General features: G+C 41.2%; 12 protein-coding genes. 5 read left to right on the forward strand and 7 right to left on the reverse strand.

Annotation, left to right across the window (positions count from 1 at the left end; genetic code table 11):
- Both RMY16_RS22520 and RMY16_RS22525 read left to right on the forward strand, forming a co-directional pair.
- Nucleotides 1-566 (forward strand): ABC transporter ATP-binding protein (locus RMY16_RS22520; protein ID WP_322738226.1); only part of this gene is annotated, 566 nt, incomplete at its 5' end.
- 444 nt (nt 567-1,010) lie between these two features.
- A complete protein-coding gene (locus tag RMY16_RS22525; protein ID WP_322738227.1) occupies nt 1,011-2,645 on the forward strand; it encodes a S8 family peptidase in 1,635 nt (544 codons plus the stop codon).
- A gap of 273 nt (nt 2,646-2,918) precedes the next feature.
- Here RMY16_RS22525 and RMY16_RS22530 read toward each other — a convergent pair whose 3' ends face one another.
- The 3 genes from RMY16_RS22530 to RMY16_RS22540 all read right to left on the reverse strand — a co-directional run bounded on the left by RMY16_RS22530 (nt 2,919) and on the right by RMY16_RS22540 (nt 5,892).
- Entirely contained in the window at nt 2,919-4,427 is a 1,509-nt protein-coding gene (locus RMY16_RS22530) for an HlyD family efflux transporter periplasmic adaptor subunit (protein ID WP_322738228.1), read from the reverse strand.
- Nucleotides 4,428-4,490: 63 nt separating this feature from the next.
- The gene (locus RMY16_RS22535) at nt 4,491-5,366 is read right to left on the reverse strand and encodes an SDR family oxidoreductase (protein WP_322706781.1); all 876 of its coding nucleotides are present in this window, start codon (nt 5,364-5,366) and stop codon (nt 4,491-4,493) included.
- Nucleotides 5,367-5,514: 148 nt separating this feature from the next.
- On the reverse strand, nt 5,515-5,892 hold the full coding sequence (locus tag RMY16_RS22540) for a hypothetical protein (RefSeq protein ID WP_322738229.1): 378 nt from the start codon (nt 5,890-5,892) through the stop codon (nt 5,515-5,517).
- 130 nt (nt 5,893-6,022) lie between these two features.
- Here RMY16_RS22540 and RMY16_RS22545 point away from each other — a divergent pair, with 130 nt between their 5' ends.
- Nucleotides 6,023-6,211, forward strand: coding sequence for a hypothetical protein (locus RMY16_RS22545; RefSeq protein WP_322668337.1), 189 nt, complete (start codon nt 6,023-6,025; stop codon nt 6,209-6,211).
- A gap of 598 nt (nt 6,212-6,809) precedes the next feature.
- Here the strand turns inward: RMY16_RS22545 and RMY16_RS22550 are convergent.
- The 3 genes from RMY16_RS22550 to RMY16_RS22560 all read right to left on the reverse strand — a co-directional run bounded on the left by RMY16_RS22550 (nt 6,810) and on the right by RMY16_RS22560 (nt 10,250).
- The gene (locus RMY16_RS22550) at nt 6,810-7,898 is read right to left on the reverse strand and encodes a fatty acid desaturase family protein (protein WP_322738230.1); all 1,089 of its coding nucleotides are present in this window, start codon (nt 7,896-7,898) and stop codon (nt 6,810-6,812) included.
- Between the two features lie 560 nt (nt 7,899-8,458).
- Nucleotides 8,459-9,361, reverse strand: a complete 903-nt coding sequence (locus RMY16_RS22555; protein WP_322738231.1) for a S1 RNA-binding domain-containing protein — start codon at nt 9,359-9,361, stop codon at nt 8,459-8,461.
- 127 nt (nt 9,362-9,488) lie between these two features.
- Nucleotides 9,489-10,250 carry a dienelactone hydrolase family protein gene (locus tag RMY16_RS22560; RefSeq protein WP_322738232.1) on the reverse strand — a complete coding sequence of 254 codons (762 nt, stop codon included), beginning with the start codon at nt 10,248-10,250 and terminating at the stop codon, nt 9,489-9,491.
- 285 nt (nt 10,251-10,535) lie between these two features.
- Between RMY16_RS22560 and RMY16_RS22565 the strand changes: the two genes are divergently transcribed.
- Nucleotides 10,536-11,519: a GntR family transcriptional regulator gene (locus RMY16_RS22565; protein ID WP_322668693.1), complete on the forward strand. Its 984-nt coding sequence runs from the start codon at nt 10,536-10,538 to the stop codon at nt 11,517-11,519.
- Between the two features lie 54 nt (nt 11,520-11,573).
- Complete coding sequence (locus RMY16_RS22570; RefSeq protein WP_322738257.1) at nt 11,574-12,773, forward strand: FAD-dependent oxidoreductase; 1,200 nt, start codon at nt 11,574-11,576, stop codon at nt 12,771-12,773.
- Nucleotides 12,774-12,787: 14 nt separating this feature from the next.
- On the opposite strand, the gene RMY16_RS22575 is transcribed toward RMY16_RS22570, so the two are convergent.
- Nucleotides 12,788-13,708 carry an alpha/beta hydrolase gene (locus RMY16_RS22575; RefSeq protein ID WP_322738233.1) on the reverse strand — a complete coding sequence of 307 codons (921 nt, stop codon included), beginning with the start codon at nt 13,706-13,708 and terminating at the stop codon, nt 12,788-12,790.
- Nucleotides 13,709-13,729: the final 21 nt, after the last annotated feature.

Here is a 13,729-nt window from a genome sequence, read left to right on the forward strand (position 1 = left end):
TTGAATCAGGACGCATCCTGATTGATGGTTTTGATATAAAAAGTGCCGATTTAGCCTCACTGCGGCAACAAGTTAGTGTAGTTCTCCAAGAAGACTTTTTATTCAATGGTTCTATTTTGGAAAATATCACTCTCGGTAGTCCTGACATTACCGCAGAGCAAGTAGTAGAAGCGGCAAGATTAGCCGTGGCACACGACTTCATTAGTCAATTACCTTACGGTTACGAAACCAATGTTGGCGAACGCGGTACAGCTTTATCTGGCGGACAGAGACAACGCATTGCTCTAGCAAGGCTATTTCTTTCCCAAGCGCCGATTCTAGTTTTGGATGAAGCTACTAGTGCCTTGGATAGTGAAACTGAACAACAAGTACTGCAAAACCTGCAAAAAATTTCCGCCAACCGTACCGTGTTTCTGATTGCTCACCGCTTTGCTCCCCTTAAACGTGCTGATTTGATTTTGGTATTAGAGCAAGGCGTGATTGCCGAACGTGGTACTCACTCACAGTTGTTGCAACAAAAGGGTTTGTATTGGTCATTATATCAGCGACAGCAAGCAAACATTTAATAGATTTAACTAACTCAAAGCTTGTAGCTACGTAAAAAAGAAACCTTTGCAAAGCGGCTTAAGCATAGCCTTTGGCGAATGGAGCATAACTCCATTCGTTATTTTTATTTTGTTGATGCTCCAGTCTGTGTGGTGTAAATAACTTTTATAGCTAGCGATCGCAGCAGTTTTAAGAGTAACAAAAGGAGTCATAGCATCCTATTATCATTTTTGCTTTAGTCTCCATTAATACAACTAAAATATTTAAGATGTACTCGATAAAGTTACTCTTAATAAAAACCGTAATTATCATAATTTTTTTTGGTAATAAAATTAGCATTTTGTTATTAGATTCCATAGTAATTATTGAGAATGAAGTTTGATTCACCCATTGAGATATTTTGATTGTCAAGGTTTCAATGCTTCAAGCTGTCAAAAAACGGTTGCTATCTTTGAGAAAAATTTATGCACATTGATGATGTTAATAACAATATATTGTCAAATAAACAGCTAAATACCACTTCAATCTCCTCATTAGATAGCTTTAATACAAAAGATAACTACAGCCTCAACTTCAGCAAACGTAGTAGCTATAACTCAGCCGATGCTGATGTGCAGTTGCGAAATAACGATGAATCTAAAAATAGCAATAACCCTACTAATAATGCTTTTAGCACTCAAAATTATAACTCCACTAATGGCTATGGCTTGATTAATGGAGCAGCAGCAGTGGCTAGAGCTATTGGTCAAAATACCTTTGCTGATGTTCCCGATCTCGGTGGCAATAATTGGGGAGCAGACCTAGTTAAAGCACCGGAAGTTTGGGCACATGGATATACAGGTAAAGGCGTTGTTGTCGCTGTTGTAGATACTGGAGTTGACTACAACCACGAAGATTTAAAAAATAATATCTGGACGAATAGCAAGGAAATTGCAGGTAACGGTATAGATGATGATGGAAATGGCTATGTTGATGATACTTACGGCTGGAACTTTGCCGATCAAAATAACAACACCCTAGATGACAACGGTCATGGTACTCATGTTTCCGGCACGATCGCAGGAGAAAATAATAACTACGGTGTCACTGGTATTGCCTACGATGCCAAGATTATGCCTGTCAAAGCTTTAGATAGCTCTGGCTCTGGTTCCTATAGTTCCATATCTAAAGGTATTCGCTACGCTGTAGATAATGGAGCTAATGTGATTAACCTGAGTTTAGGAGGCGGATCTTCCAATCGCACTTTAGAGTCAGCCATTAACTACGCCAGCAGTAAAGGAGTGATTGTCGTCATGGCAGCAGGTAATGATGGTGACTCATCACCAGACTATCCCGCCCGCTATGCCTCCAAGTCGGGAATTGCCGTTGGGGCAGTAGATAAGAATAATAATTTGGCCGACTTCTCTAACCGCTCTGGAACAAATCCAATCGCTTACGTCACAGCTCCAGGAGTCAAGGTTTATTCATCAGTTCCGAATAATCAATATGCAACTTATAGCGGCACATCTATGGCTGCTCCCCACGTTGCTGGTATCGTTGCCCTGATGCTTAGTGCTAACCCTAACCTGACTGATGCCCAAGTACGTCAGATTGTCACAGAAACCGCAGAAAATAGTACGCAAACTACAAGCTCTAGTTTTAAAATTTCTAATGTCAGTTCTCTAGCGAGTCGGGTGATTGCAGAAAGCGCAGGAAATAACACACAAACGACAAACTCTAGTTTTAATAGTTACAATTTTGGCTCTCTAATTGGTCAGGGAATTACAGAAACCACAAGATATCTAACCCCAGAAAATATCAATAGTTTTAATAATTCCAATTTTGGTTCTCTAATCGGTCAGGGAATTACAGAAACTACAAGATATCTAACACCAGAAAATATCAATAGTTGGAATAATTCTGATTTTAACCCTGTAATTGGTCAAGCAATTACAGAAACCACAAAATATCTGATATCAGCCGAAGGTAATAACATATCAACAAATCCAGAATTATGGTCGCAATTTCAAAGCTATGAGAAGATTCTGGGTAGCATCAATGTGAATAGCAATCAGGATGAGAATAATCCAGATTTTGTCAAACTACTAGAGGGAATGTAAAAACAAATAGATCGGTATAGAAAATAAAATTTTTGGGTATAGCTTGAAAATTATAGCAATTTGCAGTTAAGTTCAATACTGCCCGTGTCTCGTTCCCAGTCTCCGACAGGGAATGCCGTCCTAGAGGCTCCGCCTCTCTTGCTGGCGGCAGCAGCCCAATTGAAGTGCATTTCCAGCCAGAGGCTGGAAACGAGGTTTTAAAGGAGTTTCAGCTTAAGTTGACACCAATGAACAATGCTAAACCCTTACTTGTAGCTAATCTAACAGACTTTCCTACCTAACAGAAAATGCCTCGCTGAATCGCCGTGTCACAGGCTCAGTAATGAATGTCAAAATTGACTTTTTCCGAGTGACAATTTCACCTGTAGCAGCCATCCCTGGTGTAAATTCTACTTCTTGACCTCGAACATTTACCGCGTGTTTATTTAGCTTAATTCTCGTCGGAAAAACTAAACCCAATTCTTTATCAGCAATTGCATTTGGACTGACTTGCATAACTTCGCCATCCACAATGCCAAATTCTTGGAAGGGAAAAGTTGCCATTTTCACTTTTGCCTTCATTCCTTGACGAATAAACCCAATATCGCGGTTGAGAACTTTCACCTCTAGAAGCATTTCTTCGCCTTCCGGCAAAATTGACAGCAATTCTTCACCCGATTGTACTGGCCCCTTGGTGGCTTTGACTTTATAAATTGTACCGGCTACGGGAGCCTCAATCGTTTCTAAAGCTTGTTGCTTCCTCGCCTGCTCTAATTGACCTTGTACAGTTGTCAGTTCTTCTTTACGCTTATTATACTGCGTCAAAATTTCGCTTTGGCGTTCTGATGCTACACGCTGCGCCTGACTGCGTGCAGCGTTGTAAGCTTGTTGTGCTTGGCGAATTTCCTGGACTTGAGCAGCAATATCTTTTTCTAATGATGTGACTTTATCTTGAGCCTCTGTGATTCTATTCTGAGCGTTGATCACTTCATCTTGCGCTCTGGTGATTTCTGTCTTTGCACGAGTTAATCTTTCTTGGGCATCAAGGTAATCGACACGAGGCACAGCGCCAGGAGTAATTAGAGTGCGTAGGCTTTTTTCCCTTTCTTGAGCAAGGGCTAAATTACTTTCAATTTTAATTCGGATACTATCTGCATTCACAAGGTTGGTTTGAGCATTCGCAAAGCTGCTTTTAGCATTAACTAAGTTATCTTGCAATCTGCTCAAGCGGACTTTAGCTTGATCGATGAGTGCTATTTGACGATTTGCTTCTGCTTCTGCTGCTGCTTGACGCGCTTGGTAGTCTTGCAGGCGGGAACTTAAAAGTTCATCTTGCAGTTTCGTCCCAGTAGTTTTGCCTCCAACACGTTCTGCATCCAAACGTTGTAAATCGTCTTGAATCAATCTGGTAGATTTAGCTAGGCGGGAAACATCGGTTACTTGCAAGTCTGGATCTTTTTGAATCAAAACTTGACCTTTAGTAACGCGATCGCCTTCTTGTACTTTAACAGCGACAATTGACCCTCCACCCAAAGATGTCACGGGTCTTACCTGTGTAGAAGCAATTAATTCCCCCGGTGCTGTTGCTACTTCATCTATTTGCGAGAAGTACGCCCAGGCGATCGCTCCAAATACAATGGCACTCATCGTTCCCGCTAATAATCTAGTGTACAGGGGTGGCAATTCCTGTACGGCCTTCCCTAATTCATAAGTAAGTTGTTCCTCCGGTTTAGCGAATCGCTCTTTTGTTTGACGTGCTTGAGCAGCATTTACCATATATTTTTGTCCTTTGTCATTTGTCATTTGTCATTTGTCATTTGTCCTTGATTATTCACGAATGACCAATGACTAATGACTAATGACTATTCAAACTGCTAAATAGCGCCGCAAAAAACTGTCTAATGTCTCTAATTGGAAGTTAAAAATCGTCTCTAAATTGGCAATTTCATCTTTTGTACAGAAAAATTCATTTGCTAGCAATGTACGAAAAGTTCCCAAAGCTTTTTGGGTTTGGGGATTAAATAAACCTAATGCACTCTGTAACCCATCAATCAGAAATAGGGGTGAGTTAATTATTACTGGTTCTTTGGCGAAAATCCGACCAAAAATCCGGGGAATATCTTCTCGTAATAAAATCTCTGGCCCTCCAACGGGTAAAATCTGGTTGCGAGCGCCTTCAACTGTCACAGAATCCACTACTATCCTTGCCAAATCATCGGTACTGACAATTGAGGTACGGTTTTTGCGATCGCCAACTAGCAGATACAATCCCGTTTCCCGAAATCGTTCTACTAGTGGCAGCAAGTTAGATGCTAATCCAGCTGGGCGCAAAATAGTGTAATTTAAGCCACTAGCTGCCAAATATCGCTCTACTGCTCGTTTAGCTTTAAAAACAGGAGCATCTTCATAACCGCGATCGGCTCCCAGTACAGAAATGAAGACAAAATGCTCTACGCCATTGGCTTTCGCTTGGTCGATGAGTTCAATATTGGCGCGGTAATCTAAAGATAGGGCATCGCTATCAGAACCGTGGGCGCTGATAATATACCGCACATCCTGACTTGCTTTCTGGATATCTTTTTCCTCTAGCAAGTCACCAATGAAGATTTCTGCACCCCGGTGTTCTAACTCGCTATAGCGCGAGGTAAGGCGGACAAATGCCCGCACAGACTGTTCTCGTTGTCGTAGAAGTCGCACAACTCTGCGACCAATGCCTCCCGTTGCTCCAGTTACCAGAAACATACAAATACCTAAATTGAATAGTTACAGCGTTTATAATTGTCAAAATTCTCGATATCTCGATATATAGTCACACCTTATTTATTTTAATACTCTAAAAATGATCCCCCACATCCTTGTAGATGCAGGGGATAGAATAATAGGATTAGTTTTACTGGCTCAACAAGTCAATAGCTTGTTCAAGCGACATCTTAGCCTTGTGCAAATTTAGCAGGTTTTCCTGGTTGTATCGGTCAGGATAGCTCGTTTTCCTGCCCTCTAAAGTTATCCGAATTAGTGCTGCTTGCTCATCTGTGGGTGAATTCATCTCATCTATAGCAGAACTGATTACCTGGATAGCGCTAAAGTTAGGGAATTTTAACCCTTTACCTTGCTTCATTTGTTGCAGCGCTAAAAGTGGAAATGCCATCAGAGTTACGATGTACGAGGTTTTGTATCCTGCATTTCCAGTTGGTTTGATGCCGTATCTCCGACACAAGTCGCGTAATTCTTTAATAGTCTTGATTTCAAGTTCGGAACGCGTGAACATAAAATAGTAGTGTCCATTTTTGAAATTGGATATTGGTGGTTGTACTTCCGGCAAGTTGTCGCAACCACCAAAAAAAACAATCTATTGTTTTGGCACCAAGTAAATCAAGCCTTATTTATATTTCTCAATAATGCCTAATCCTAAAGGGAATCCACAAAATTTACAACCAATTAAATCAAATAGAGAAGAATCATTAACAGAAAGGATTAACCTACGCATTACCAAGACTATGAAGGAAGAACTATCTACAAAGGATGATCCTCCAGAATTTTGCCGTCGTGCAATCCAGGAAGCATTAGATAAAGATAAACAGAAGTAATTTCAAAGAGATAGTTGTCACGAATGTGTGAATTACTGGAATAAGTCAGCAATATGCTTGATTGTTTGCGGAAAACACCAAAATGAGAAAACAAACTAGGATTTGAGAAAGTAAAAGCTGATTTTGCTTGCGGAAAACACCAAAATGAGAAAACAAACTGGAGTTTGAGAAAGTAAAAGCTGATTTTGCTTGCGGAAAACACCAAAATGAGAAAGCAAACTGGGGTTTGAGAAAGTAAAAGCTCATTTTACTTGCGGAAAACACCGAAATTAGAAAGTAAAAGCAGCTTTTGAGTAAGTCAAATGTCATTTTGCTTATTAAATTTGACTTTAGGGACTCCCAAATAAAAAATACTCAACTACTTCTTGTGGAGTGGGCATCTTGCCCGCCCATAGCCAAAAGCTGTTAAGAGGATGTTTGAAAAGTCATAATTGGTGTATCAACGTTTTTTACCCCACCCTAACCCTCCCCGTATGTATTGGGGAGGGAACTAGATTTTCCAGTTTTCCCCCTTGTAAAGAGGGGATTAAGGTGGAAAATTCAAAGTCTCTCTCCTGAAAGGAGAGAGATTTTCTAGATAGCATGAAAAGTCAGCTTTTTAATTGTCGCTTGTAGGGCAGGGGACAGACTTTTCTCCTGACCAATCTGTAAGAGTATTTTCATCTCTATAATGCCGGGGAGTTTTCAGCAGCAAATGCCAAGCTTCTCCAGCATCCAATAAATTAAACTTTTCAGAATATTGAGTTTCTAACAAATCCCTAACCATCACATAATAGTCCGAGTTCATTCCTGGGAAAATATGATGTTCAGTGTGATGAGAAAAATTTAAATGCAACAAGTCAAATATTTTGTAAACCCGGAGAGACATACTATTAATTAGTGGATCGTTAACGCTAGTCATCGGACAAAGTAAATGATTTGTATAAATATAAAAAATTACTCCAGCATAACCAATTGCAATCGGCAAAAAGTAACCAAGTATGAGCTTTATGGGGTCAAATTGGAGATAGATGAGGATACTCAGATGAATCACGATCATCATCAATAATTCCCCTGCGATCGCTCGACGATCTTTCGGACTGACTGTAAATGCAGCAGGAACATAATCGACGGATTCATGATTGAAAAATAGCACAGATGTCACATTGCGAAAAGTATGTACTCCCCAAGCAGAAGTCATTCCCACTATGAACCATATAGGATTGACTTCAGTAGAAGGCACAAATAAGTTCTGAATCCATTTTCCCCAGGTTGAAGATTGTTCATACAAGTAATTACGATCTGGGTCGCCTAAATCATTAGTGTGATTATGATGTACTCGATTATGAACTGCTTTCCACAACGTTGGTGGCATCCACCCAATTGTTAGCCCTAGAAAGCTAATGATATAAGTTAACCGGGCGTTTTTAATTACGCTACCATGCATCATCTCGTGAGAACTCAATAGTAAGACAAGAACGCTATTGCCCATAATGATGCTTAAAGGTAGATAAAGCCATAAAAGATGTGGCGACCAACAATTTAGCCGAGCTGCTATCATCCAGCCTAATATCAAAATTGCCAGATTAATGAACAAGATAATTAACTTACTTGGAGCGGAAATAAATGCTTCAGGTGGTATCAGAGAACGTAATTCTTTCGCATATATTTTCTGGTGAATAAGTGTCCGATCTGTAGTAACATTCATAAATAATTTTTCAGTTAGATAATTTCACTGGGTAAAGTTTTGCGGTAAATCGTAGCGTTTTTCAACTGGAATAATTAAATTCACAAGTAGGTAAGTATTTAAATCCTAACACAAAATATTTCTGCGGTAGACCTCTTGCATAATTTTGGCATTGCCTACACGTTTTACTCAGAAGAATTTATGTGGTTAAAAGTGAAAGTTATCTAAAGCTAACTAAAATTATTGTTTTAACCATATTACTAGCTATAGGCTATTAGGATGTCAAGTTTATCTTAATAGGTAATGTTTTTTTAGTAATAGCTTTAGTCTTTATTTTCTCATCAATAAAATGCTTACTAAAAACCCTATATATTAGCTTGAAAAAGTACAAAAAAAACGTAAGTTTGTTAAAAGTTTTCCCAATTTCAATCCCCCCACATCTTTATAAATGCAGGGGGAGTAATAAAATAACCCACAATTTGAATTTTTGATTAATTTTTGGGCAGTATTCACCCATTAATCCCATATACGGCAGGTGCAATTGCACTATTTATACTTTGTGCAAGCAGCCCATCTCAAAACTATTCAGACGCTTTGTTATTAGCTCTATTAGCACGCGCCTCAGCTGAAGCCATAACCTCATCGAAATTTTCTAGCACTTCGCCAGGGAAGTTTTCCAAAACTCTGGTAGAAAGAGCAACCCGGCCTTTACCTTCATCCAAGTCAATAATTACAGCTTTAATTGGCTGACCAACTTGAAATACTTTTTCTAAAGAATCAATAAATTTCTGGCTTACTTGCTTGATATGAAGTAGGGCGCTCATCCCACTTAAATCGACAAATACACCAAAAGGTTTGATGCCAGTAACTTTACCTTCCACCAGTTGACCTAGTTCTAATAAGCTGAAGTTGCTAGAACGAGTTGCTAAACGCTGGGAAAGAATGAGTTTGTTGGTGTTTTTATTAATTTCCAAAAAGCCCACGGTCAGATTTTGACCTTTGAGTGCATCTAAATTATCACGCTCTGCCAAGTGTGATCGCGGGATAAATCCCCGCAAAGAAAGAATATCGACAGTGACACCACCTTTATTCACACCCATAACCCGTACTTGCACAGTCTGAGCATTTTCCTGCATTTCGGTCAGTCGTTCCCAGATATGCTGAATTTCCAACTGCTTTCGAGAAAGGGTGACTTGCCCTTCTGCATCCTGATCTCGGATAATCAAAAACTGCATTTCCTCTTGCAATGGCAGCACTTCTGATAAATCGGTAACTGCTCTCAAAGAAGCCTCATCGCGTGGCAGAAAAGCTGACGACTTGCCACCAATATCAACATAAGCTCCATCATGATCGAGTTGGAACACTTTGCCATTTACAAGCTGTCCCTTTTGAAATTGGTAGTCGTGTTTTTCTAGTGCTTTGGCAAAATCGTCCATTGTAAAGGGCGAATTGGCTGTTTGAGAAAGTTTCGATTCGGAATTCATGACTTTTGAAGATTAGTTTTTATTTGATATGGTGCAACTGAAGTTTAAATTGTCATTTGTCATTTGTCATTTGTCCTTTGTATTCACCAATGACCAATGACCAATGACGAACTTGGGTGCGTATGCTTCAGTTTAGTTGACCAAAGAGTTGTTTTACTTGCTCCCAAGCATCGGTCGCAGCTTTAGGATTATAACTGGCACGGTGGTCGCAGAAAAATCCGTGATCAGCTCCATCGTAGCGAAACACATGATGAGGAATTTTATATTTTTCTAACTCTGCTGCAATCTCATCTACTTGTTCGGTTGGGATGCTAGCATCTTCTGCGCCAAAAAAGGCATAAAGAGTACCTGTTATCTCTTCGGTGCGGGTGACAGTAGGAGCGCCACCTCCCGGCGTGCGGGTGGTAATTCCAGCTCCGTAGAAGGAAGCGGTAGCTTTAATATCTGGCAAGGTGGCTGCAAGATATGCGACATGACCGCCAAAGCAGAAGCCAATACAGCCAAAACCATCTTTTTTCACTTGGGGCAGATTTTTGAGGTAGTCAATTGCTAGTTGAATATCGCTCAATAACTCTGAGGCTTGAGTTTGCATGGCGTAACTTCTGCCCGTTTCAATATCTTCGGGTGTATATCCGGTTTCAAAGCCAGGAGCAATCCGTTGAAAAAGTGCAGGTGCGTAGGCGTAGCCCGTCGTAGACATCGCTACATACCCAAGTTGGGCAATCCGTTCTGTAACTTCTCGAATGTGAGCGTTGATACCAAAAATCTCTTGTAATACTACAACTCCTGGGTAAGAGCCAGGTTCTTTTGGTTCTGCTAGATAAGCAGACACTTGAATATTATCTTGCAAAAGATTAACCGTTGTGGTAATTGTTGCTTGCTCTGTCATAATAATTTTTACCAGTGCTATGTGATTAACCGTGTGTTTATTTGATATAACTATGCCAGTATGCCCAGCTTTTTTCTAATTAAATTATCAGTTCCCAGTAGTGAGAGCATTAGAAATTGAGTTTAGAAAAAATTTATATGTAAATAACTAATCTTGTATGTAATAAATCAACTAGTTATCCGGGGATGCTGAGTTAAAAGTGCTGAGTAGGAAAGCAACACCTAAGACTCAAACCTCAGCACTCAAGACTCAGCACTCAGCACTTAGTATTCAGGAGGTTTGGTGATGATTCAATTCCGTATTCAGCCAGACAGCGAAATTCCCGCATCAACCCAGCTGTTTAATCAAATCCGATTTGCGATCGCTTCTCGGCAATATCCCCCTGCTTACAAATTACCAAGCACACGGGCGCTGGCAATGCAAACGGGCTTACACCGCAATACCATAAGTAAGGTTTACCGTCAACTTGAGGAAGACGGATTTGTTGAAAGTATGGCTGGTTCGGGTATTTATGTTCGTGCCCAAGGTCATGAGGGCGGTAGTAGGCTGCAATCACCAATTCTCAAACAAAATCCTGATGCATATCAAGTTGTCCAGCAAGCACTTGACGAACTGCTCTCTCAAGGATGTACGCTGAACCAAGCTAGAGAGCTATTTTTAGCGGAAATTGACTGGCGCTTGCGTTGTAGTGCGCGGGTACTGGTTGCAGTTCCATCTTATGATATAGGTGCTGGTGAGTTGATGGTGTATGAATTAGAGCGATCGCTAAAAATTCCAGTCCAGTTGGTAGCAATGGAAGAATTAACGGCTGTGCTAGATAAAACCACCTCTGCGACAGTAGTTACCAGTCGGTATTTTATCAGTAATGTGGAAGCGATCGCAGCTCCAAAAGCTGCACGGGTGATTCCTCTCGATATCTACGACTACAGCAAAGAACTCAACCTCTTGAAAACCCTACCAAAAGAAAACTGTGTTGGGATAGTTAGCCTCAGTTCCGGGATTGCACGAGCCGCAGAAGTCATCCTTCACGGTTTGCGGGGTGATGAACTACTGGTAATGACTTCGCAACCAAAAGATGCTTATAAACTTCAGGCAATGGTTAAACGGGCTGAGGTCATCATCAGCGACCAAGCTAGTTTTGCGGCAGTACAAGCAGCCGTGCAAGCCTCTGATGAAGATATTATTCGTCCACCAAAGCTGATTAAGGTTGAAAATTATATCGGCGCTAACTCGATTAACTTGCTAAAACGAGAACTGGGTTTAAGTTAATCTCAAGATAATTCTACCAACATCTTTGAGAGCAACTGATACAGGAGGGATGGAATAGTGCAGATTGTGATTGTGGGCGCAGGCCCAACAGGTGTAACCCTTGCCCTGCTTCTTGTAAAACGTGGTATTACTGTAACCTTAATTGAAGCAGCAAAAGACTTTCATCGGGTATTTCGCGGTGAAGGATTAATGCCCAGTGGCTTAGATGCTCTAGAGCAAATGGGTATATCAGCCTTGTTGGAACATATTCCCCATCGGCAACTCGACGCGTGGGAATTCATTATAGGGGGCAAGCAGTTGTTTCGAGTTGATGAACCAATGGGAGCAACCCGACCCTGTACACTGGTTTCACAACCACCGCTACTAAAAGCACTGATTTCGTCAGCTCAAACCAATGATGGATTTGAATTTATCCAAGGTGTTCCTGTCAAAGATTTACTGTGGAGTAACCAACGTGTCGCAGGTGTAGTACTGAGCGATGGGAAAGAATTTACTGCTGACTTAGTGATTGGGGCAGATGGTAGAAATTCCCTTGTGCGCCAACGTATAGGTTTGGAATTGGTACGCCAGCCTAAAAATATTGATATTCTTTGGTTTAAACTTGCCGCTACTCCTGAGTTTGCAGCCGATAATGTGTTTCGTACTATTGTAAATGGCGATCGCGTATTTACCATCTTTCACGGAGCAGAATCAGGAAAACTACATCTGGCTTGGGTGATGTCGGCAACCGAAAATGCTGACTCCAAACAAGCCAACTGGGCAGAGATTTTTGCCTCACTATCACCCTCATGGCTAGCAGAGCATTTCCGTAATCATGCAGACACCATCGAATCTCCGATTCGGCTCTCTGTTGTGGTTGGTTATTGTCCCCAATGGCACGCACCAGGGGTATTACTTCTAGGTGACGCTGCACACCCAATGTCTCCCGTCCGCGCCCAAGGAATTAATCTCGCATTCCGTGATGTGATTGTCGCTGCTAATCATCTTGTGCCACTGTTGCAAAAAGAAGCTGGACACCAGGATATTGACATGGCACTATCGCACATCCAAGCAGAACGTCAGCCAGAAATTATCCGCGCCCAGCAACTTCAGTTAGAAGAAGCGAAACAAGGCGAACTACTGCGAAAAAATGCACTGGTGCGGTCGCTGTTGATTCAACTTGCTCCCTTGCTCCGTAAAACAATTCAAAAGTCTTGGTTAAAGCGCCAATATAAAATGCGTCAAGGTATCACACAGGTACACTTAACTGTCTAAAAAACCACCAGTAGTTATCCCACTTGTGGTTTTGGCGTGTTAATTTGCAAAAATTCTTGTACCCGTTGCAGATAAGTTGGGGCATCTTCCAACATTGGGAAATGAGCTGTGTTACGAATCATCACAAATTCCACTTTGTCATTCAATGCAGCCGCTTGACGCCCCATCTCGGCTGGAATAATTTTGTCATACTCCCCTGCCAGAAGCAGAGTCGGCACTGTTAGCTTGGCAAACTCTTGCGGCATCACTTCAGATTGAGCCTTACTGACTGAAGTAAAAATTGTTCCTAAAGCCGCATCGTAATCTGCTTCGAGAAAATCTTCCAAAAAAGCTTGCCGCTCAGAATGTGGTATGGAACTATGCAGAAATCTGGCCATAAACATCCGGTCAACAAATGGAATTTTGCTTAACCATTTGGGACGGAATTTCACTACATAGCCACCAAATTTATGGAAAGCACTAAAAGATTTTTCGTCGTACTCAAAAATGCCGCTACAAGTTAAAATTCCTCGTTCTACTCGTTCGGGATAGCGGTTAAAAAATAAAGTGGCAACAGAAGCGCCCATCGAATGAGCATTGATATAGACACGCTGAAGATGTAACCCATCTAGCAAACCTGCCAAATCATCAGCGTATTCCTCTAATTCATAGGTTAACTCTCTGATTGCCTGTGATTCTTTCTGGGGAGATTCAGATTCGGCAACAGCTTCACTGGCTTGGGTGATGGTTGGCTTCCCACCAGAACGGCCAAATCCCCGCATATCGTAAAGTAAACAATCAAATTGCTCTGATAAAGCATCAGCAGTATTTTGCCAATATCTAGCCGAACCAGCCCAACCGTGAATGAAAACCATCACTGGTTTTACCAAAGAACCGGATGGTTTTTTCACCCATTCGTAGTAATGCTCAACGCCACGAACATTAATATAAGGCATTAGTCATTTGTCCTTTGTCAG

Origin of the sequence: Nostoc sp. DedQUE12b (genome assembly GCF_034530835.1) — a bacterium.
Classification (GTDB): Bacteria; Cyanobacteriota; Cyanobacteriia; order Cyanobacteriales; family Nostocaceae; genus Nostoc.

Excerpts from the sequence above, each read along its gene's own strand:
- RMY16_RS22525 (WP_322738227.1), top strand. The coding sequence starts at position 1,011 with ATGCACATTGATGATGTTAATAACAATATATTGTCAAATAAACAGCTA.
- RMY16_RS22530 (WP_322738228.1), bottom strand. The coding sequence starts at position 4,427 with ATGACAAATGACAAAGGACAAAAATATATGGTAAATGCTGCTCAAGCA.
- RMY16_RS22535 (WP_322706781.1), bottom strand. The coding sequence starts at position 5,366 with ATGTTTCTGGTAACTGGAGCAACGGGAGGCATTGGTCGCAGAGTTGTG.
- RMY16_RS22540 (WP_322738229.1), bottom strand. The coding sequence starts at position 5,892 with ATGTTCACGCGTTCCGAACTTGAAATCAAGACTATTAAAGAATTACGC.
- RMY16_RS22545 (WP_322668337.1), top strand. The coding sequence starts at position 6,023 with ATGCCTAATCCTAAAGGGAATCCACAAAATTTACAACCAATTAAATCA.
- RMY16_RS22550 (WP_322738230.1), bottom strand. The coding sequence starts at position 7,898 with ATGAATGTTACTACAGATCGGACACTTATTCACCAGAAAATATATGCG.
- RMY16_RS22555 (WP_322738231.1), bottom strand. The coding sequence starts at position 9,361 with ATGAATTCCGAATCGAAACTTTCTCAAACAGCCAATTCGCCCTTTACA.
- RMY16_RS22560 (WP_322738232.1), bottom strand. The coding sequence starts at position 10,250 with ATGACAGAGCAAGCAACAATTACCACAACGGTTAATCTTTTGCAAGAT.
- RMY16_RS22565 (WP_322668693.1), top strand. The coding sequence starts at position 10,536 with ATGATTCAATTCCGTATTCAGCCAGACAGCGAAATTCCCGCATCAACC.
- RMY16_RS22575 (WP_322738233.1), bottom strand. The coding sequence starts at position 13,708 with ATGCCTTATATTAATGTTCGTGGCGTTGAGCATTACTACGAATGGGTG.